The sequence below is a fragment of the Cupriavidus sp. GW822-FHT03E04 genome, from assembly GCF_058801495.1.
Genome location: NZ_JBXANI010000009.1, coordinates 285,338 through 306,190 on the forward strand (window position 1 = coordinate 285,338; position 20,853 = coordinate 306,190).

The 20,853-nt window shown below is 65.0% G+C and carries 19 protein-coding genes; 12 read left to right on the forward strand and 7 right to left on the reverse strand.

Annotated elements, in window-relative coordinates; genetic code table 11:
- The first annotated feature begins 34 nt into the window (after nt 1-34).
- The 6 genes from AC1RQC_RS15260 (at nt 35) to AC1RQC_RS15285 (ending at nt 6,860) form a co-directional block, all read left to right on the forward strand.
- On the forward strand, nt 35-1,297 hold the full coding sequence (locus AC1RQC_RS15260; RefSeq protein WP_492375348.1) for a 4-aminobutyrate--2-oxoglutarate transaminase: 1,263 nt from the start codon (nt 35-37) through the stop codon (nt 1,295-1,297).
- A gap of 68 nt (nt 1,298-1,365) precedes the next feature.
- Nucleotides 1,366-2,832: an NAD-dependent succinate-semialdehyde dehydrogenase gene (locus tag AC1RQC_RS15265; RefSeq protein WP_492883841.1), complete on the forward strand. Its 1,467-nt coding sequence runs from the start codon at nt 1,366-1,368 to the stop codon at nt 2,830-2,832.
- Between the two features lie 40 nt (nt 2,833-2,872).
- Nucleotides 2,873-3,190 carry a cupin domain-containing protein gene (locus tag AC1RQC_RS15270; RefSeq protein ID WP_492883843.1) on the forward strand — a complete coding sequence of 106 codons (318 nt, stop codon included), beginning with the start codon at nt 2,873-2,875 and terminating at the stop codon, nt 3,188-3,190.
- 20 nt (nt 3,191-3,210) lie between these two features.
- Complete coding sequence (locus tag AC1RQC_RS15275; protein WP_492883845.1) at nt 3,211-4,284, forward strand: histone deacetylase family protein; 1,074 nt, start codon at nt 3,211-3,213, stop codon at nt 4,282-4,284.
- 55 nt (nt 4,285-4,339) lie between these two features.
- A complete protein-coding gene (locus tag AC1RQC_RS15280; protein ID WP_492883846.1) occupies nt 4,340-5,593 on the forward strand; it encodes a Zn-dependent hydrolase in 1,254 nt (417 codons plus the stop codon).
- Between the two features lie 265 nt (nt 5,594-5,858).
- Nucleotides 5,859-6,860: a Bug family tripartite tricarboxylate transporter substrate binding protein gene (locus AC1RQC_RS15285; protein ID WP_492375351.1), complete on the forward strand. Its 1,002-nt coding sequence runs from the start codon at nt 5,859-5,861 to the stop codon at nt 6,858-6,860.
- Nucleotides 6,861-7,010: 150 nt separating this feature from the next.
- Here the strand turns inward: AC1RQC_RS15285 and AC1RQC_RS15290 are convergent, their stop codons facing one another.
- The 3 genes from AC1RQC_RS15290 to AC1RQC_RS15300 all read right to left on the reverse strand — a co-directional run bounded on the left by AC1RQC_RS15290 (nt 7,011) and on the right by AC1RQC_RS15300 (nt 8,918).
- Nucleotides 7,011-7,484, reverse strand: a complete 474-nt coding sequence (locus tag AC1RQC_RS15290) for an aminoacyl-tRNA deacylase (RefSeq protein WP_492813487.1) — start codon at nt 7,482-7,484, stop codon at nt 7,011-7,013.
- A gap of 102 nt (nt 7,485-7,586) precedes the next feature.
- Nucleotides 7,587-8,537 carry a LysR family transcriptional regulator gene (locus AC1RQC_RS15295; protein WP_492375352.1) on the reverse strand — a complete coding sequence of 317 codons (951 nt, stop codon included), beginning with the start codon at nt 8,535-8,537 and terminating at the stop codon, nt 7,587-7,589.
- Nucleotides 8,538-8,750: 213 nt separating this feature from the next.
- Nucleotides 8,751-8,918, reverse strand: coding sequence for a hypothetical protein (locus tag AC1RQC_RS15300; RefSeq protein WP_492375353.1), 168 nt, complete (start codon nt 8,916-8,918; stop codon nt 8,751-8,753).
- Between the two features lie 1,073 nt (nt 8,919-9,991).
- On the opposite strand from AC1RQC_RS15300, the gene AC1RQC_RS15305 reads away from it, so the two are divergent.
- From AC1RQC_RS15305 to AC1RQC_RS15325, 5 genes are all read left to right on the forward strand, one after another.
- Complete coding sequence (locus AC1RQC_RS15305; protein WP_174426112.1) at nt 9,992-10,312, forward strand: H-NS histone family protein; 321 nt, start codon at nt 9,992-9,994, stop codon at nt 10,310-10,312.
- A gap of 150 nt (nt 10,313-10,462) precedes the next feature.
- Nucleotides 10,463-10,861, forward strand: a complete 399-nt coding sequence (locus AC1RQC_RS15310; RefSeq protein WP_492375354.1) for a lysozyme inhibitor LprI family protein — start codon at nt 10,463-10,465, stop codon at nt 10,859-10,861.
- A gap of 160 nt (nt 10,862-11,021) precedes the next feature.
- Nucleotides 11,022-12,179 carry an acyl-CoA dehydrogenase family protein gene (locus AC1RQC_RS15315; RefSeq protein WP_150986502.1) on the forward strand — a complete coding sequence of 386 codons (1,158 nt, stop codon included), beginning with the start codon at nt 11,022-11,024 and terminating at the stop codon, nt 12,177-12,179.
- A 148-nt stretch (nt 12,180-12,327) separates the two neighbouring features.
- A complete protein-coding gene (locus AC1RQC_RS15320) occupies nt 12,328-12,960 on the forward strand; it encodes a M78 family metallopeptidase domain-containing protein (protein ID WP_492883848.1) in 633 nt (210 codons plus the stop codon).
- Nucleotides 12,954-13,169, forward strand: a complete 216-nt coding sequence (locus AC1RQC_RS15325) for a hypothetical protein (RefSeq protein ID WP_492883849.1) — start codon at nt 12,954-12,956, stop codon at nt 13,167-13,169. Before AC1RQC_RS15320 ends, AC1RQC_RS15325 begins: the two co-directional genes overlap by 7 nt.
- A gap of 12 nt (nt 13,170-13,181) precedes the next feature.
- Here the strand turns inward: AC1RQC_RS15325 and AC1RQC_RS15330 are convergent, their stop codons facing one another.
- The 4 genes from AC1RQC_RS15330 to AC1RQC_RS15345 form a co-directional block, all read right to left on the reverse strand.
- Nucleotides 13,182-14,492 (reverse strand): MFS family transporter, encoded by a 1,311-nt coding sequence (locus AC1RQC_RS15330; protein WP_492375356.1) that lies wholly within the window; start codon nt 14,490-14,492, stop codon nt 13,182-13,184.
- A gap of 343 nt (nt 14,493-14,835) precedes the next feature.
- Entirely contained in the window at nt 14,836-15,219 is a 384-nt protein-coding gene (locus AC1RQC_RS15335; protein WP_006159736.1) for a hypothetical protein, read from the reverse strand.
- A 147-nt stretch (nt 15,220-15,366) separates the two neighbouring features.
- Nucleotides 15,367-18,255 carry a M16 family metallopeptidase gene (locus tag AC1RQC_RS15340; RefSeq protein WP_492883850.1) on the reverse strand — a complete coding sequence of 963 codons (2,889 nt, stop codon included), beginning with the start codon at nt 18,253-18,255 and terminating at the stop codon, nt 15,367-15,369.
- Between the two features lie 203 nt (nt 18,256-18,458).
- Nucleotides 18,459-18,755, reverse strand: a complete 297-nt coding sequence (locus AC1RQC_RS15345; RefSeq protein WP_253928491.1) for a hypothetical protein — start codon at nt 18,753-18,755, stop codon at nt 18,459-18,461.
- Between the two features lie 997 nt (nt 18,756-19,752).
- Between AC1RQC_RS15345 and AC1RQC_RS15350 the strand changes: the two genes are divergently transcribed.
- Entirely contained in the window at nt 19,753-20,592 is an 840-nt protein-coding gene (locus AC1RQC_RS15350) for a hypothetical protein (protein ID WP_492883852.1), read from the forward strand.
- The last annotated feature ends 261 nt before the right edge of the window (nt 20,593-20,853 follow it).

Genomic DNA, 20,853 nt, shown 5'->3' on the forward strand with positions numbered 1-20,853 from the left:
GACAGCACAACCGATATCAAAGATGGAGCAACAGATGAAGAACGCCGAACTGGTTCGCCGCAAGGATGCCGCCACGCCCCGTGGCGTTGGCGTGATGTGCAACTTCTACGCCGAGCGTGCCGAGAATTCGGAGATCTGGGATGTGGAAGGCAAGCGCTATATCGACTTCGCCGCCGGCATCGCCGTGCTCAACACCGGCCACCGCCACCCGCGCCTGGTCGAAGCCATACAACGCCAGCTTGAGCGCTTCACGCACACCGCCTACCAGATCGTGCCGTATGCCAGCTATATCGAGCTGGCCGAGCGGATCAACCAGCGCGCGCCAGGCCGCAGCGCCAAGAAGACGGCGTTCTTCACCACCGGCGCCGAGGCGGTGGAGAACGCCATCAAGATCGCGCGCGCCGCGACCGGCCGCCCGGGCGTGATCGCCTTCTCCGGCGGCTTCCACGGCCGCACCATGATGGGCATGGCGCTGACCGGCAAGGTGGTGCCGTACAAGGTGGGCTTTGGCCCGTTCCCCGGCGAGGTCTTCCACGCGCCGTACCCGTGCGCGCTGCATGGCGTGTCGGTGGAGGACGCGCTCAAGGCGATGGAGCACCTGTTCAAGGCCGACGTGGATCCCAAGCGCGTGGCCGCCATTATCTTCGAGCCGGTGCAGGGCGAGGGTGGCTTCAACGTGGCGCCGCCGGCCTTCGTCAAGGCGCTGCGCGCGATCTGCGACGAGCACGGCATCCTGCTGGTCGCCGATGAAGTGCAGACCGGCTTCGGCCGTACCGGCAAGCTCTTTGCCATGGAGCACTACGACGTGGCGCCTGATCTCACCACCATGGCCAAGAGCCTGGCCGGCGGCATGCCGCTGTCGGCGGTGTGTGGCCGCGCGGAGGTGATGGACGCCCCCGCGCCCGGCGGCCTGGGCGGCACCTATGCCGGTAATCCGCTGGCCGTGGCCTCGGCGCTGGCGGTGCTGGACGTGCTGGAAGGCGAGCAGTTGATCCCGCGTGGCGCGGCACTTGGCCAGCGCCTGGTAGAGCGGCTGGAAACCCTGAAGGCGCGCGTGCCGCAGATCGCCGAGATCCGTGGCCTGGGCGCGATGGTGGCGGTGGAATTCCGCCGCGCCGACGGCGCGCCGGATGCGGAGTTCACGCGCGAGGTGCAGAACCGCGCGCTGGAGCAAGGCTTGCTGCTGCTGTCCTGCGGCGTGTACGGCAATGTGATCCGCTTCCTGTTCCCGCTGACGATTTCCGACGCGGTGATGAACGAAGGGCTGGATATCCTGGCCGATGTGCTGACGCGCTGAGCCACGAATTCATCCAAGAAGCCATCCACGAAGCCATCCACGAACAGACATAGAGAGTCAGAACGATCATGCAACTCAAAGACCCCACCCTGCTGCGCTCGCAAGCCTTTATCGGCGGCCAGTGGCAGAACGCCGACAGCGGCGCCACCTTCCCCGTGACCAACCCCGCCGACGGTTCGCTGATCGGCACCGTCCCGCTGATGGGCGCGGCGGAAGCCACCCGCGCCATCGAGGCGGCCCGCGTGGCGCAGGCCGCATGGCGCCGCAAGACGGCCCGCGAGCGTGCCCAGGTGCTGCGTGCCTGGTACGACCTGATGCTGGCCAATGCCGACGACCTCGCCGTGCTGATGACCACCGAGCAAGGCAAGCCACTGGCCGAGGCGCGCGGGGAAGCCGTCTACGCCGCCTCCTTCCTGGAATGGTTCGCCGAGCAAGCCAAGCGCGTCCACGGCGACGTGCTGGCCACGCCCGCGTCCGACAAGCGCCTGCTGGTGGTCAAGGAACCGGTTGGCGTGTGCGCGGCCATCACGCCGTGGAATTTCCCGCTGGCCATGATCACCCGCAAGGCCGGCCCGGCGCTGGCGGCCGGTTGCGCCATGGTGCTCAAGCCGGCGGAAGACACACCGCTGTCGGCGCTCGCGCTGGCGCTACTGGCAGAACGCGCTGGCCTGCCCGCCGGCCTGCTGAGCGTGGTGACGGGCGACGCCGCCAGCTCGATCGAGATCGGCGGCGAGCTGACCGGCAGCCCGGTGGTGCGCAAGCTCAGCTTTACCGGCTCCACGGAAGTCGGCCGCATCCTGATGCGCCAGTCGGCGCCCACCATCAAGAAGCTGTCGCTGGAACTCGGCGGCAACGCACCCTTCATCGTGTTCGACGACGCGGACCTGGACGCTGCCGTGGAAGGCGCCATGGCGTCCAAGTACCGCAACGCCGGCCAGACCTGCGTCTGCGCCAACCGCCTCTACGTGCATGACAAGGTGTACGACGCCTTCGCCGAAAAGCTGGTTGCCGCGGTGAACAAGCTCAAGGTCGGCCACGGCCTGGAGCCTGGCGTACTGCAAGGCCCGCTGATCAATGAAGACGCGGTCGCCAAGGTGGAGCAGCACATTGCCGATGCCCTGGGCAAAGGCGCGCGCGTACTCACGGGCGGCAAGCGCCACAGCCTGGGCGGCACCTTCTTCGAGCCCACCGTGCTGGCCGGCGTCACGCCGGACATGGTGGTGGCGAAGCAGGAAACCTTCGGCCCGCTCGCGCCGCTGTTCCGCTTCACCAGCGACGAGGAAGTGGTCAACATGGCCAACGATACCGAGTTCGGCCTGGCCTCCTACTTCTTCAGCCGGGACATTGGCCGCGTCTGGCGCGTGGCCGAGGCGCTGGAGTACGGCATGGTGGGCATCAACACCGGCCTGATCTCCAACGAGGTGGCGCCTTTCGGTGGCGTCAAGCAATCCGGCCTGGGCCGCGAAGGCTCCTCGTACGGCATCGAGGAATACCTGGAGGTCAAGTACCTCTGCATGGGCGGCGTGGACCGCTAAGCCCTCGGCACAACACAACGCGTTTTCAGGAGAACCCACCATGAGCAGACCCCAGGCCGTACCCACCGTGCAGGTGGACAATGATCGCGTGGTCGTTACCGAGTGGCGCTTTGCGCCGGGCGCGCAGACCGGGCATCACCGCCACGGCTACGACTACGTGGTGGTGCCGATGACCACCGGCGCGCTGCGGCTGGAGAAGCCGGCCGGCGAAGTCGTCAGCCAGCTCGTGGCGGGCCACGCCTACTACCGTGGCGCGGGCGTCGAGCACAACGTGATCAACGCGCACGAAGGCGAATGCGTGTTCGTGGAAATCGAGATCAAGCCAGTTGCGCCGCCTCCCGCAGCCGGGAAACCGTGAGTCTCACCAAAAAAACAATCATGCGCGCCTTCTTCTCGGATGACCAACTGCTGCACCAGCCCCGCCAGTTCATGCGTGCGGGCCGCCTGTGCGAACCCACCGACGTGCCCGCCCGGGCCCACGCGCTGCAACGCGCGCTGGCCGGGCGCGGCATCACGCTGGCTGAGCCGGCCGACTTTGGCCGCGCGCCGCTGGAGGCCGTGCACAGCCCGGCGTATCTCGATTTTCTTGGTTATGCGTACGAGCGCTGGATGGTGCTGGCGCGGCCCGGGTTCGAGCCGGGCATCGAAGTGCTGCCCAATCTTTCGCCCTACTACAACGGCCGTGTGGACCAGCCGCGCCGCGTGCCGTGCCCGACGGATTCCATCATTGCCCAGGCCGGCTATTACCTCGGCGACCTGAGCGCGCCGCTCGGGCCGCAGAGCTGGCGCTCCATCCTGCGTTCCGCGCACAGCGCCGTGGCCGCCGCCGAGTACGTGTGCGAGCAGCAGGACCGGCAAGGCATCGCCTACTCGCTGTCGCGCCCGTCCGGCCACCATGCGCACAGCGACCGCGCGGTGGGCTTTTGCTACGTCAACAACGCAGCCATCGCCGCCGAGACCTTGCTCAAGCGCTTCAACAAGGTGGCGGTGCTCGACGTGGACGCGCACCACGGCGATGGCACGCAGCAGATCTTCTACCAGCGCTCCGACGTGATGACGATCTCCCTGCACGCCGATCCGAGCGCGTACTACCCCTTCTATACCGGCTACGCTAACGAGCGTGGCTACGGCGCGGGCTACGGCTACAACCTGAACTTCCCGCTGCCGCACGGCACCGAGGACGCCGGCTTTCTCGGCGCGCTCGACAACGCGCTCGATGCCCTGCGCGACTACCGTCCGCAGGCACTGGTGCTGGCACTGGGCTTCGACACCTACATCCACGATCCCATCAGCGTGCTGCGCGTGGGGCTGGACGCCTATCGCGGCATCGGCGAGCGCATCAATGCGCTGGGCGTGCCCACGGTGGTGGTGCAGGAAGGCGGCTACGAGGTCGAGGCCATCGGTCCGGCGCTCGATTCCTTCCTGTCGGGCCTCGTGCCTGCCACGGCCTGAGCCACGTGCCGCAACCCTTGCGCTACCCGATTCCGCTTGAACAAAGAGAGCCGACATGACGACACTGAAGATCGATGGCGACCGCCTCTGGCAGTCCTTGATGGCATTGGCGCGCATCGGCGCCACGCCGCGCGGCGGCAATGCGCGCCTGGCGCTCACCGCGCTCGACGGCCAGGGGCGCGACCTGGTCACGGGCTGGATGCGCGATGCCGGCCTTGCCGTCACGGTTGACAAGGTCGGCAATATCTTCGGCCGCCGTGCCGGGCGCAACAACAGCCTGCCGCCCGTGATGACCGGCAGCCATATCGATACGCAGCCCACGGGCGGCAAGTTCGACGGCTGCTTTGGTGTGCTGGCCGGGCTGGAAGTCATGCGTACCCTGAATGACCAGGGCGTGCAGACCGAGGCGCCACTGGAACTGGCAATCTGGACCAACGAGGAAGGCACGCGCTTTGTGCCGGTGATGATGGGCTCGGGCGTGTTCGCCGGCATCTTCCCGCTGCAGACCGCGCTGGATGCGACAGACAACGACGGCAAGCGCGTGGACGATGAACTGCATGCCATCGGCTACGCCGGCAGCGCCGAAGTGGGCGGCCGCGAGATTGGCGCGTATTTTGAGGCGCATATCGAGCAGGGCCCGGTGCTGGAGGACGCCGAAAACGTGATCGGCGTGGTGACCGGCTCGCTAGGCCTGCGCTGGTACGACGTGACCGTCACCGGCATGGAAGCCCATGCCGGCCCCACGCCGATGCCGCTGCGCCGGGATGCGCTATATGGCGCGTCATTCATCCTGCAGGAGGTGGTGCGCATCGCGCACGATTTCGCGCCGCACGGGCGCGGCACGGTCGGTGTGCTCGATGTCCATCCGGCCTCGCGCAATGTGATTCCCGGCACGGTGAAGTTCACGGTGGACCTGCGCCACCAGGACGCCGGCAAGCTAGCCGAGATGGACGCCCGCCTGCGCGCGGCCTGCGACGCGCTCGCGCAAGGCAAGACCACGGGCAACCCGCTCGGCGTGCAGATCGAAGACGTACAGTATTTCCCGCCCACGCCGTTCGCGCCGGAACTCGTGGGCCACGTGCGCCAGCAGGCGGCGGCGCTAGGCTACACGCATCAGGACATCGTCACCGGCGCTGGCCACGACGCGGTGTATATCGCCACGGTGGCGCCTACCGCCATGATCTTTGTCCCGTGCAAGGACGGCATCAGCCATAACGAAGTGGAAGACGCCAAGCCCGAGCACCTGGAAGCCGGCGCCAATGTGCTGCTGGGCGCGATGGTGGCACAGGCTGGTGGCGTGAGCGGCTGATCCGCGACGTTCCCGGAGCCGTCACGGATCGGTCCAGACCAGTGCGCCACACAAGCAGGATGCACCGCGGCGCGAAGCCCCGCTGACCATCGCGGTGCGCTAGCCAACCCAACACCACGGTAACGGCGGGGGTGGCCCAGCCGCGTCCGCGCGGACCGGCTTTCCGGCTCAAACCGGATGGCACAGCACTTGCAATTCAAGCGCATCGCCCGTCGCTGCCACCACGACGGTTCACGTCTTCACTTCCGCAAAAGCAAGGAATCCCATGTCCATCCGTTTGCTCCAACACCGCACCGGCGCCATCGTGCTGGCGGCCATGCTGGCCACCGGCTTACTTGCCACGTCCCCTGTATCGGCGCAATCCACGCACGACTGGCCCACCCAACCCGTGCGCATCGTCGTGCCGTTCCAGGCCGGCTCCGCTACCGATCTCATCACGCGCCAGCTCGGCATCGGCCTGGGCCGCGAGTACGGCCAGACCTTCGTCGTCGAAAACCGGCCAGGCGCCGCGGCCATGATCGGCAGCGAAGCAGCCGCGCGCGCGCCTGGAGACGGCTACACCTTGCTGATGTCGGGGCCTGCTTCCATGGTGACCAACCGCTTCCTCTACAAGAAGCTCAGCTACGATCCAGACGCCTTCGAGAAGGTCGCGGTGGTGGCCATCACGCCGAACATCCTGCTGGCCAGCCCCGGCCTGCCCTTCAAGACGCTGCCGGAAATGATCGCTTACGCCAAGGCCAATCCAGGCAAGCTGACCTATGCGTCGTTTGGCGCGGGCACCACGTCGCATATGGCAGGCGAGATGCTCAAGGCGCTGGCCGGCATCGATATCGTCCACGTGCCGTACAAAGGCGCGGGCGAGGCGATTCCCGCCTTGCTTTCCGGACAGGTGTCGATGTACTTCGACACCATCATGACGGGGTTGCCGTATGTGAAGGCGGGCAAGCTGCGTGCGCTGGGTGTTTCCAATGCCAGGCGCTCGCCGATGGCGCCGGATATTCCCACCATTGCCGAGCAGGGCTATCCGGGCTTCGATATCGCGCCCTGGTACGGGATTGTCGCGCCGAAAGGCACACCAGCCGAGGTGGTTGCCAAGTTGAATGTCTCGATCAACAAGCTGCTCAAGGATCAAGGTTTTCGCGAGAGGCTCGCTGCAACCGGCGCGGAGCCGCGCGGCGGTTCGGTGGCGGATTTCAACGCCATGGTAGGCGCGGAAATCCCGCGCACGGAGAAGCTGGTCAAGCAGTCGGGGATCAGCCTGCAGTAAGGCCGCCGGCGCGAGGCAAAAACACGGGCTTCGCTTCAAGTGGCTCCTAGCTAAGCCACCCCTCTCCCCGGCCCTCTCCCCATGAGGGGAGAGGGAGAGACAGCCGTCGTCATGGCGCGCGGTTTTGGCCCGTTCGGCGGCTTCGGCCCGCTACATCATGTGGCGCGAGAAGCGCCCGTGCTCGGCACCGACCATCAGGTCGGCGAACTGTTCGCTGCTCATGTGCACGAGTTGTTGGTGATCGCCGGCTTCAAAGAACACTTCGGGCTGGGCCAGCAGGGCTTCGTCGAGGTAGGTGTGCATGCCGTAGGCCATGGCTACCGGCGGGATGGCGCCCAGGTCGCAATCCTTGAAGACTTCGCGGATCTCCTCTTCGTGGGCGAGTACCAGCGTGCGGCCGGATTGCGCGCAGATGGCTGCCAGGTTCAGGTGATGGCTGGACGGGATCACCGCGGCTACGTAGCCGATGTCATCCTCCAGCAACAGGGTCTTGGCCAGGCGATCTCCGGGAACGTGCGCTGCCTCCGCAGTGGCCATGCTGCTGAGGGTGTAGGGATGGCGGATGGTGTCGAAACGGCTGTTCCTGCTGTTGAGGCAATTTGCCAGGGTGGTAGCCAAGGCCATGATGCGTCTCCTTCGCTGTACGTTGCGCTCAGGGCCGCGACGGACCCTAGCGCTTCCTACTATAGACGGTGCCTTTGGCGCCGGGGTGCCATGCGCGGCGTGTCATGCTTCGTCGTGCGCATCCATGGGCGGCAAGCGGCGCGGTTGTGGCCACAGGGCCTGCAGTTCGGTCTTGAGGAAGTTCAGCAGGTAGCGCGTGGCCATGGTCTGGTAGCGGTTGGGCATGGTCAGCATGTAGAGGCGGCTGCCGAACACGCTGATGTGGTAATCCGCCAGCACGGGCAACAGGGTGCCCGCGTCGAGTTCCGCGCCGATGGCATAGAGCGGGAAGATGCCCAGGCCCAAGTCGCCCAGCACGCCGTCCTTCAGGAAGGCGAAATTCTCCGAGCTCAACGTGGGCTCCAGCGCCACTTGCTCGCGCACGGCGTCGCCGCCGGTGCCGCGCGTGCCAAAGGCCTTGAGCTTCTGGCCGATGGGCGAGGCGCAGACGATGGCGTGGTCCTTGAGATCGGCCAGGTCGCGCAGGGGCGGCTGCGTGGCCAGGTAGCCGGGAGACCCGCATACCACCCACTCGACCGCGCCGATCTCGGTCGCCACCACCGAGTCCGGCGGCGTGGAGATGATGCGCAGCGCCACCTCCACGTCTTCGGACACCAGGTTGTGGATGCGGTTGTCGAACACCACATCGAGGGTGATGTCGGGGTAACGGTGCTTGAACTTCACCAGCAGCGGCGAAAGCATCGAGTGCCCCAGCCCGGTAGGCACCGACAAGCGCACATGGCCATGCAGGCTCTTGCCCATGCTGTTGATCAGCGCGTTAGCCGCCGCCACTTCACCGAGGATGTTGCGCCCGTGCTCGTACAGGCCGGCGCCCACGGGAGTGGGCTCGACGTGCCGGGTGGTCCGGCGCAGCAGCTGCACGCCCAGCGCTTCTTCCAGCGCCTTGAGGTGGTAGCTCACGTTGGCGCGGGTCATCTTGAGCTTGCGCGCGGCAGCCGAGAGGTTGCCGGCGTCGACGATGTCCACGAAAAGGCGTAAGGCGTTCAGGTCCATTTGGTGGCTTGCTCTTGTTCGGGTGAAAGCGTGCTGGCGTTGACGGGCATGGCAAACAGTTTATCAAGCCGCCGCGCGTCTAATGCGTGAGCCAGCCATGCTGGCCGCTCCTGGTGGCGGCACGCCATCTAAAGACGGGCAAGCCAAGACAACGCAATTGCGTCAAAGGCCGATGCGCAAAGGATTGCGCCGAGGCATTCCCTTTATGTTCCCTTATGCCCCCTGATGTCCCCTGATGTCGAAGCGATGATCTTCGCAAGCAACGGTTTCTTCCAGTGCGGGGGAGCGGATTGCCACTACAGCGGAGAAATATCCGTTGCCGATATTGCGTTCGCTCACCACCGTGCGCTGGTGATCGGCGATCATCGATTGATTGTGCATGCGCCGGTCCAGGCGCCGGAAATTGGTGGCGAATTCCAGCCAGCGCCAGGCGCGCCACGACAGCGTCCAGGCCGGATAGGAGCGGGTAGAACACGGATTCGCCGGGGTGTTGCGCCTGGCCCGGCGCCAGCGCACCGCGGCGGCGGAACTCGCGCGGTGCTATCGGCGTCTCAGGGATTTGCTCCGGACTATGCGACACGGCGTTTCCCCCAAAATTGGCGTTGCCGGCTCACTTTGGAATGGCGCGATTTGCACGGTATCACCGGCCCGGTCGGTAAGGAAAGGAGAAATCCGCACGGCCTTTGCGTGCAATGCGGTCCGGCGCGGTCCAGCGCCTATTGGAATGACATTGAACACTGGATTCCGCAAGCGCGAATGCAGCGTATCAAACGCCGTGCGAGAGCCGGTCCGCCGGGGCTTGCATCGCGCTAGCGGATTGCCATTTCCTGTTTTTGAATGATGGATGGGGCTTGAATGCCAGGCATCCAAGTCAGGATCGAGTCCAGGCGTGGATGCATGCGAGCTTGCGCTAAAAAGTGGATATTGCTTAGCTTCAGGCCCATGCGATTATCCGGTTTGGGGGCAATTACGGCAAAGCCGGGCGCGCTCCGACAGGCTTTTCTATCACATTGTCTGTACATTTTTTGTGGCAGAACGGGAATTGCGGCTTCCATGCCTGCGGGGCAATGGCCTTTCAGGAACCTTTCGGAATGTTGTCATATTGTGTCATCGCGCTGTCGGGTGAATGCACCGTCAGGGCGCATGCCAATGGGGGGATCCAATGGGGGGGCCAATGGGGGGATCCAATGGCGCCGATGGCATGGCAGAGAAATCCCGCATATAGGGTATTACCTGAACCCGCATTGCGATCCGCAATGCGGAGGCTTCGCACGTGCGATCCGGCGTCCAATCGCACCCGCATTCGGCGTGTCCACGGCGTTTTCTATTCTTGTGCAAATCTGGTCGGTTGTATCAACTTCTTACGCGATTGGATTTTCTTTAATCAAACGTGGTAGGCTATGCCAGCAAATTTTCCCCTATCATTGAATTAACACCGCTCCAGGAGAATCAAAATGGCAACTTACAAGCAGCTGATTGCAGAGAAGGAAGCGCTCGAAGCAAAGCTGGCCGAGATGCGTGCCAGCGAAGTGGCGGGCGTTATTGCGCAGATCCAGGGCCTGATGGCGGAATATGAGCTGACGGCAGACGACATCGCCCCGAAGCGCCGCCGGGGCCGCCCGGCAGCCAGCGCGAATGGCGCCGCGGCTAAGCCCAAGTCCACCCTGCCCGCGAAGTATCGCGATCCCAAGACTGGCGCCACCTGGACCGGCCGTGGCCGCGCACCGGGTTGGCTGGGTAAGAACCGTGCCCGCTTCCTGATCGCCGAAGCCTGATCGCATTGCTGTCTCAATGACGCAGTGGCGCCGGCCCCGCCGGCGCTAGCTTCCCCTTTGTGGGCACTGCGGCAAGCCATTGGCGCAAGCCTTGCGCAAGGCCAATGGCGCTCCTCATCAAATTCCCCCCTGCCAGACCCCAGACCCGATATGAAAAAAGCGCTGCTTTCCGCGTTGCTGCTTTGCGCGTCTTTTGCCGCGCAGGCGGATGAAAAATTGTTGTCAAAGCAATACGGGGCCTGCATGGATCGTCCGGATGTCACTACCGCTGGCATGCACGACTGCATCGCGGCGGAGACGGCGCGGCAGGATAAATCGTTGAATGCCGCCTATAAAAGCCTTCAACAGGCACTGCCTCCTGCCAGGAAAGCAACATTGCTCGACGCCCAGCGCGCTTGGCTGAAGTTCCGGGACGCCAATTGCAGCTTCCAGGCCGATCCCGATGGCGGCACGATCGCCGGTGTCAACGCGTCCGCCTGTTTTATGCAGATGACGGCGGACCGGGCGCGGGAGCTTAGCGATTTCGCCGCCGAAGCGGCAGGGCGCTAGCCGGCAGGAGGCCAGCGGCACCAAGAATGTGCCTCTTTATGCTCTTATCCTTATTGTCAAAAGGGATTATCCATTCTGTTCAAGACCTGTGGGATTGTCAAAACCGGGTGACGGCGTACCATGTTGGGCACATCGTTGCTTGCTTTGACCGGAGATCCCCATGAGCCTGGATGCAGAATCCTTTTCGCTGCTGCGCGCGTCGGTGCAGCGTTTCATCGACGAACGCCTGAAGCCGGCGGAAGACACGCTCGAGGAAACCGACGATGTGCCGGCGGACATCGTTGCCGACATGAAGGAGATGGGCCTGTTCGGGATCTCCATTCCTGAGAACTACGGTGGCATCGGCCTGTCGATGTCGCAGGAATGCGACGTGGTGTACGACCTTGGCCACACAGCCTTTGCCTTCCGCTCGGTCTTCGGCACCAATGTCGGCATCGGCTCGCAGGGCATCCTGATGGACGGCACCGAGGCGCAAAAGCAGGAATACCTGCCCAAGATCGCCAGCGGCGAACTGGTGATCTCGTTCGCGCTGACCGAGCCCAATGCCGGCTCCGATGCGGCTTCGCTGCAGACCAAAGCCGAGCTCGACGGCGACCACTACATCATCAACGGCACCAAGCGCTTCATCACCAACGCACCGCGCGCGGGCGCTTTCACCCTGATGGCGCGCACCGGCGGTGCCGGCGCTTCGGGCATCTCCTCGTTCATCGTGCCGGCCAACACCCCGGGCATTTCGCTTGGCAAGCCGGACAAGAAGATGGGCCAGCGCGGCACCAAGACCTGCGACGTGGTGCTGGAAAACGTGCGCGTGCCGGCGGCCAACATCATCGGCGGCGTGCCCGGCGTTGGCTTCAAGACGGCCATGAAGGTGCTCGACCGCGGCCGCCTGCATATCTCGGCGCTGGCCTGCGGCATGGCGCACCGCCTGATTACCGATGCCGTGGCCTATGCCAAGGAGCGCAAGCAGTTCGGCCAGCCGATCGGCGATTTCCAGCTGATCCAGGCCATGCTGGCCGATAGCCAGGCCGAGCTGTACGCTGGCTTGTCGATGGTGCGCGATTGCGCCCAGCGCTACGATGCCAAGACCCCGGGCAAGAGCGATCCGGAAGTCAGCATGCTGGCCTCCTGCACCAAGATGTTCTGCACCGAGATGGTGGGCCGCGTGGCCGACCGCGCTGTGCAGATCCATGGCGGCGCCGGTTATATCGCCGAGTACAAGGCAGAGCGTTTCTATCGCGACGTGCGCCTGCTGCGCCTGTATGAAGGCACCACGCAGATCCAGCAACTGATCATCGCCAAGCAGCTGCTGCGCGACTGATCGGAGGGCGCGGATGCCTGCCGGCATGACCGGCGGGCTCCGCGAGAGGGCCCGTGCCGCACTAGTGCCACTTGTGGGCAGCGTGCATCGGCCCGGCCAATGGACACGCGCAACGCAATGTCCTGTTGTCTCAACGGAGGCTGCCCCGATGGCGATTGCCGCTCTCAAGGTTCCCGCTAGCTACGCCGGTTTTCCGTCCATGCGTGCCCCTTGCCGACTCGATGCGCCGCCCTCGCAAGCGGCCCCCGGCAACGACCACGCGGGCCCGGATAGCACCGCACCTTGCTACCCGATCATCGCAGCGCTGATGGCCCGCGCCGCGCGGCCCGCCTACATGCCGCTGGACTGCATCCGCCTGGCGCTCGATGCCGCCGGCGCGCTGGGCCGCGACGATCCGGTTTCCTCGGTCCAGCCAACCCGCCTGCAAAGCTTCGACGGCGCGCTGTATCGCACGGGCACGGGCGCCTGGACCATTCTCTACAGCGATAGCCTGGCAGCGCCGGATGTGCGCTTCATGATTGCGTACCTGCTAGGCCGGCAGCTTTTGGGTGGCAGCGAGCTGGATTACGTGGAGTGCACCAACGCCGAGCTGATGGCCATGCCGGACGATGACTCGGCCGGCGGGCTCGCCTATGCCTTTGCCAGCCGGCTGCTGATGCCGCTCAATGCCTGCCGCCTGGCCTTGCCCGGCGCGGTGGACCTCGACGTGCTGGACGCGCTGGCCGAGCGCCTGTGCCTGCCGGTGCATCACGTGGCTATACCTCGCACAAGGCCGTGCTGACGCTCAAGCGCGATGGCGCTGCGCTGGGCATGTGGGCGAGCGAGACGGCCTTCGGGCTGCGGGCCGATGACCTCGGTGGCGGCATGGGCGTGCGCACGGCGTCGCAGGCATTGTTGCTTGGCGATGGCGTGGGCATCGAGCTGGCCGTGGGCCCCAGGCACGTGGCAAGCCGGGCAGGCGCGCGCCAGCGCGCTGCCTTTCCCATCTGACGCGCTGGCGCGTCAGTGCTCGTGGTGCAGGTACCTGGCCTGTCGCGGCAGCCGGAAGCTGACCAGGAACACGATCACCATCATCGCCGTCACGTACCAGTAGAAGCTGGATTCGTGGCCTAGCGATTTCAGGTCCAGCGCGACATACTCGGCCGAGCCGCCGAAGATCGCGTTGGCCACGGCATAGGCCAGTCCCACCCCCAGCGCCCGGATCTCGGTCGGGAACATCTCGGCCTTCACAATGCCGCTGATGGAGGTGTAGAGGCTCACAATGGCCAGCGCCAGCGAGATCAGCACGAAGGCGACAAAGGGACTCTTCACGCTCCCGAGCGTCGTCAGGATCGGAACCGTGGCCAGCGTGCCGAGCGCGCCGAACAGCAGCATATTGGTGCGCCGCCCGATGCGGTCCGACAGCGCGCCGAAGAACGGCTGCATGCACATGTAGAAGAACAGGCAGCCGGTCATCACGTAGCTGGCTGTCTTGATCGACATGCCGGCCGAGTTGACCAGGTACTTCTGCATATACGTGGTGAAGGTATAAAAGATCAGCGAGCCGCCCGCGGTGTAGCCAAGCACGGTGAAGAAGGCTGCCTTGTGGTTGCGGAACAGCTCCGTCAACGTGCCGGCCTCCTTGCTCGCCCGGGTGGCGGCGGAGGTCGTTTCATGCAGGGTGCGGCGCAGGAACAGTGCTACCACCGCCGTGGCGGCGCCGATCACGAACGGGATGCGCCAGCCCCATGCCTTGAGCTCAGCCTCGTCGAGGAACTGCTGCAGCACCACCACCACAAGCACCGCCAGCAACTGCCCGCCGATCAGCGTGACATATTGGAACGAGGAGAAAAATCCCCGCTGGCCCTTGAGCGCCACCTCGCTCATATAGGTGGCGGTGGTGCCGTATTCGCCGCCGACGGACAGTCCCTGCAGCAGCCGCGCGACCAGCAGCAGCGCCGGCGCCCAGGCGCCAATGCTGTTGTAGGTAGGCAGGCTGGCGATCAGCAGCGAGCCGCAGCACATCATCGTCACCGAGATCAGCAGCGAGTTCTTGCGGCCATGCCGGTCGGCAATCCGCCCGAACAGCCACCCGCCAATCGGCCGCATCAGGAAGCCCGCGGCAAATACGCCGGCGGTGTTCAGCAATTGCGCCGTGGGATCGGATTTGGGGAAGAAGGACCCCGCGAAGTAAATGGCGCAGAACGCGTAGACGTAAAAGTCGAACCACTCGACCAGATTGCCGGAAGACGCGGCCACGATCGCGTAGATGCGCTTGCGCTTTTCCTCGGCGCTCGGCGGCGCATCGAGCAGGGGGGCGGACAGGTCTGTCATGGTTTGTCTCTTCCTTTCGGCATGTCGCCCACGCTAAAAGGCCGTGGTGCGAGATCGGCACGCAGAATTCCAGTGTAGTGCGATTGCGCCGCGATGGCGGCGCAGAGTGACCTGCCTTGCACTACTTGGGGGGCGGAAGGGAATGGCTGGCGAGGCGGCGCGATGCCCGCACCGGCGGGGTGCCGGCCGAAAAACGCGACTGGCCGCATCACGCGGCAGGGCTGGCGCCGTGGGTCGCGGCAGCGGGGCGAGGCGATGGGCCAGGTCCGCTGCGTTTGACGTGAATGACGCCTATTAGTGGGTCTTGCTGTGTCTTGCTTGGTCTTGCCGCGCTTTGTCTGCGTTACTGCGCTTCTTGCGGCCAGACTCCGTCCACATCCCTTAGCAGATGGCCTGCCAGGATGTAGTCGCCCAGTCGGGTCGCCTTGGCTTCGAGATCGAGCAGTTCATGGTCGGCAAGCGTGCCGAGATCGAACTGGCAATACAGATTGCGCTGCCTGAAGGTGGTCTTGGTCTTAGCCAGCCCTTCGATCAGGGCCTCGCGCGAATGGACGGCAATGCTTTCCTGTCCGCGGTATTGCACTTTGATGCCGCGTTTCTCTCCGAGCCGGCCAAGTTCGACGGCGTCCTGCCATCCGGTTTCATAGTCCAGCTCAAGCGCCAGCACATCTTTCGATGCGAGAAGCCGAAGCGCTTCTGCTTTGCTGCTAGCTCGCACTATTGACATCCACACCTCTTATATCGTCTTATACTGTACGAATATACAGTCAACGCGTCATTGCGGCAAGGGGTTGCCCCCAAGCCGTTTGGACTACTGCGCCAGCGGTGTCCCGCACCGCCCTGCGTTGCCACTATTTTCCTCCAGTATTGCCTTTTAGGGGACGGCCACGGCTTCGTTTGCCGGCCCATTCGCCTCTATCGCCTCTATCGCCTTTATTGTCTTTATCGTCGCCCCGGCATCTTGCACTGCCGTGACAGAAAAATCTCCCGCATACACATGCACCACCCGCGCCGGGTCCAGGTGCTTGCGGATGGCCGCGTTGACCTGTTCGACGGTCGCCGTGGCGATACCTTGCTCGTATTCCGTGACAAAGCGCATCGTGCGCCCCAGAAATAGCTGGCTGGCGAGCGTGCCGGCCAACGCGGAATCACTGGTGCGGGCCAGCGTGCCTTGCTGCAGCAGGCCACTCCTGGCTTGTGCCAGCTCCTGTGGCGTGATGCCGGCGGCTGCCAGCCGCGACAGTTCCTCTTCCACGCCACGCTTGAGCTTGTCCAGGTTCTGCGGCGCATAGAGCGCTTGCATGCCGAAGCGCCCGTTGGTGTCGAGCGCACCCACCTGAACGAAACTGCCGACACTGTAACTGATGCCGTCGTGTTGGCGCAGGCGATCCGCCAGCCGGCTCTTGAGCGCGCTCCCGCCGAACACACGATTGGCGATCACCAGGGCCGGATATTCCGGTGCATCGCTGGTCAGCGCGACCGGCAGCGCGGCCAGGTAGATGGCATTGGCCTTGTCCGGCGTCTCGCGGGTCAGGTGCGCCGGTGCCAGCGGCACGAAGGGGCGTTCGATGCGGGCGTAGGGCGCCTGGGCCTGCCAGTCGCCGAACAGCGTGGCCAGTTGCGCCTGCGCCGCCTCGCGGTCGAAGTCACCGACCAGCGCCACCTGGCCGTGGCTCGCGCCGTAGAAGCGCGTGTGGAAGGCGCGCAGGTCGGCCAGTTGCACTTGCCGCAGCGCCGCGATGTCCTCCTGCGGGGTGCCGACATAGCGCGGATCCCCCAATGGGTAGGGATTGCCGTGACGGCCAAGCACGTTCGACGCGATCGCCTCGGGCTGGCCCAGGCCGCTCTCGATGCCGGCGATGGCGTTGGCGCGCAGGGTCTCGAACTCCGCGGCGGGCAGGCTCGGCTCGCGCAGGATGTCGCGCAGCAGCGCGAGCGTGTCGGCCAGCGTTTCGCGGCGCGCTTCAAAACGCACAGTGACCGCCTCGGCATCGCCCTGGACCGACACCACCGCCTTGAGCGCGGACAGGCGGTCGGCAATCTGCTGCCGCTCCAGGCGGGCGGTGCCGCGCATCAGCATGGCGGCCGTGAGGCTGCCGACCGCGTCCTGGCCTTGCAGGCTGGTGACGTCGCCCATGCGCAGGATCAGCGTGCCGTTAACAGTCTGGCCACGGCTGGGCTTGGGCAGCAGCGCGAACTGCATGCCGTTGGCCAGCTTGCCGCGCAGCGTGTGCGCCTCGATATTGTCCGGGCTGGGATCAAAGGCGGCCACCGCGGCCTTGGGCGGCTTGCCCTGGTAGGCCGCCACCAGCGCGGCGACGTCCGGCGCGGCGGGCATGGTGGCCCGGGCCAGCGTCTCGGCCGGCGCATCGCCGGGCATGTCGATGGGGATGAAGCGGCCGAGCGTGCGGTTGCTGGCGCGCAGATAGTTCTGCGCGACCCGCTGCAGGTCCGCCAGCGTGACGCGCTCGGCTTGCTGGCGTGCCACCAGCAGCAGGCGCCAGTCACCCTTGGCGATGGCCTCGGACAAGGCGACGGCGTAGCCGGAAGGATTCTCCAGCAGGCGCTCGTAGCTGTTGAGCAGGCGGGTGCGGGCGCGGTCCAGCTCCACCTGCGTCACCGGCCGGGCGGCAAAGCCCTCCACCTGCGCCACCAGCACCTGCCGTGCGGCTTCGAGATCCTGCGTCTTGCTCAGCCCGGCGGCGAACAGCACCGAGCCGGGATCCTTCATGCCCGATACCGAGCCAGACTGCCAACTGGCCTTGCCGCTCTCGACCAGCGCCTTGTACAGGCGGCCGCCCGAGCCATCGGTCAGGATATCGGCGAGCAGTTGCAGGGCCACCGTATCCGGATGCGCGCCCGGCGCGATGTGATATTGCACCGCGACCAGTTGCGAGTCGCCCACGCGGCGCAGCGTGACCTCGCGCGCGCCCTCCTGCGGCGGCTCCACGGTGTACTGGACCGGCAGCGCGCGCGTGGGCCGGGGGATCGCGCCGAAGCACTTGCCGATGCGCGCGAGCGTGGCGGCCACATCGAACTTGCCCGCCACCACCAGCACCGCGTTGTCAGGCTGGTAATAGCGGTGGTAGAAGTCCTGCAGGTTGCCGATGGCGACGTGCTCCACGTCGCTGCGCGCACCGATCGGCGCCTTGCCGTAGTTGTGCCAGCGGTAGGCGGCCGAGCGCATCTGCTGCATCAGCATGCCACCGGGATTGTTCTCGGCGCGCTCCATCTCGTTGCGCACCACCGTCATCTCGCTGTCGAGCGCCTCGCGCGCGATAAAGCTGTTGACCATGCGGTCCGCTTCCATCTTCAGCGCCCAGTCGAGGTTTTCCTCGCTGGCGGTGAAGCTCTCGTAGTAGTTGGTGCGGTCGAACGCGGTGGTGCCGTTGAACTGCATGCCACGGCGCGTGAGCTCCTGCGCAATGGTGTTGCCCGGCAGCGCCGGCGTGCCCTTGAACAGCAGGTGTTCGAGCAAGTGCGCCATGCCAGTCTCGCCATAGTTCTCATGGCGGCTGCCGACCAGGTAGGTCATGTTGACCGTGGTGACGGGCTGCGCAGCATCGGGCGCAAGCAGCACGCGCAGGCCGTTGGGCAGCCGGTACTCGGTAATGCCTTCCACGCTGACGACTTCCACCGGCGCCGCGCCCGGCAGCTTCGCAGCAGCAGGCGCCGACGCCTGGGCCACACCCGGCGCGGCGTTTGCGGATACGCTGAAAGCCAGGGCTAGCAGCAAGGAAAGGCGCTTGATGATAAGACGCATGCGGAATTCGAAGTCTGGATTGGCTCCCTTGTCGCGGAGATCTGTGCGATTCCACGGGGCGCGGCAAGGCAGCGGTAAGGCTGGCCCGATGGCCGATTCTAGCTGTTGCCGCGCCCACAGCGGCATGTTGCTGCGTTTTTCAGCCGGTGTGCAGTGAATTTGGGAATGTTCCGCACCCCTCAAGCTGTGGCAGCGCGCTGGCATCATCCATCGTCACTCTCGCCTTTCGGCTCATCCATCGCGGCGGCCAGTTCGCTCAACACCAGCGTCTCATGCGCAAGCACGGCCACCAGCGAAAGCAGATGGGCCTGGGTTTCTTCACCAAGGTTGCAGAAGGTGCCGCCCGCCGCGTTCTCGACGGCGACAGACAACAACGCATTGAGCTGCGCGGTCTTCTCGGCAGCAAGGCTTAGCGGGCTTTCGGATGGGGCATGCGCGGTCAGGAAGGTATCGCGGCCCGTGCGTTGGGCGGTGATGTTGTAGCGCGGGTAGTTATACATCGAGCGCCCTCCGGTGGGAGGCGCGCAGGCGCTGGTGGATGACGGGGAGCTTGCGGGATGCGATTGGCCCGGAATGGGCGAGCGAAGACTGGGGCATGGAGGTGCCTCCTTCTTAAGCGATTTCGACCCCGCTCCCCGCTGCTAATCGGGGTGGGCGGGCGCATGGCGAGGTTAGCAGACCGGTAAGAAGGTACCGGCGAGCCCGAAGGCTCCCCCGCCAAGGCCCGCCCATAGGGACGTGCGAAGGCGCGACGGACAAAAACCGCCTGGTGGCGGTTGTCCGCCTTCCTAAACGGGCTGCTAAACCCGGCCGCTGCGGTTGCAGCGACGAGCGAAGTATAGCGTCGCGCCATGCAGCCTAACCCAGCCGCAACAAAAAGTCACACCCGCTACACCATTCACGAAATATCCATCTCAGATTGAGATTTGTCTCATTGATTTCGATGAGGAATTACGCGCAAATGGGTGGCGAATTTGCGCACAGGGCCAACTCGACGGTAACAAATTTTAACGCCGGCTCCAGCCGAAATTCGTACTTGTCCGATTTCAATCGCCGCCCTCCATTGCTACGCTGCGCAACTTGATATCCGTTGCCGGCAGCGTAACGCTCCACGGCGAAATCGCAAACGGCCAGATCCGGCATCGCTGCACGAAGCCGCCATCCCTTGCAACGTCTTTTTGCATTGGCGCGCTCGCAACGGAACGTGAAACGCCGCGACTTCCGCGTTGATGCCCAGCGCAGGGTGGGCGCATTCCGGCTTCGCCGGCATTTCCGTCCAACCAAGACAACGATTGAGCCGATTGCATGGGTCCATGCCTTGCTCCGTTTCTGCGCCGCGCCTGCGCGGCAGCCCTGTGAAAGGCCTGCACTACGACGCCTTCCTCGCCTGGGGTCTCGTCAAGCCCGCCAATTTCCCTACACGCTCGCCGACAGGCGGGTTTTCGGTGTCTTTCCAATACCAGGAGAACAAGGATGCAAAAAAAGATGAAACCCGCGATGGCCGCGATGGCCGTGACGACCTTCCTGCTCGTCGCCTGCGGTGGCGGATCGGATGGCAGCAGCGGAGCCAAGCCCAATGACGCGCCGGCCGCCACCGATAGCGCAACAACACCCGCGCCGGTGAACACAGACCCGCTCGATGCGGCCTGCCTGGCGGCGCCTGCCGCCGGACAAAAGGTCACCGCGACGCTGAACTTCGGACCTGTGAGCGAGGTGGCAACCTTTGATGCCACAACCATTGGCACCACAGTCTTCGACGGCGGCAGCTACGACACGCTCGAGGTCAAGCTGGTCAATGGCCTCTTCAATGGCCACGGGACGAACGCGCGGCTCTATATCGATCCGGCCTCCGCGATTTTTCCAATCGGCGCAACCGATTACGGCGACCTCGATCAGGGCCCGTACAGCAAGTACACCAAGTACACCAAGTATCGCCGTTTCACCTTCAAGGACAACGTGTCGGGACAGACAGGCACACCAAACCTGGTTGGCATGAAGCCAAACGAGACACGCAGCTTCACCATGTCGGAAGCGAACGCCGAGGCTCTGGCGACCGAGCCGCAACCCGCCCTCAAGCCGATCGGCCGGGTCGTCAGCGTTGCCGTGCAATACATCGGCCGCGAAGACGTGACGGCCAAGGGTGTGACGTACAAGGGCGCTTGCAAGCTGGCGCTGCATTACGACCGCAAGTATCCCGGCACCCTGTTCCCGCTGCCCGTGCTGGAAGGGACCGCCTGGCTGGCTCCGGGCGCCGGCATCGTCAAGCTCTCCGGCGCGCCGCTGGTGGGCGTGGCCACCGTAACGGCTGAAACGACAGGCATCGTGGCCGCGAACTAGTGCCCTGACAACGCGTGCCCTGAATCCGAAAGCGCATTACGGCTGGCTGCCGCCGCATGCTCCATGTTGCGCACAAAGCGGTCTGATAACCAGTACCAGCAGTTCTCGGTCACGGGCGCGGCGTCAAGCGAGTTGTGAAACCAGCGCGCTGCCGGTCTGTTGACCTGGGCCGGTCAAGGCAGCCGTAAGCGAGGATGCTGGCAAGGGCGACCCAATTGCCGGCACCGGCAGCACAACGCAGACCGGCGCCACGGTGGCGGC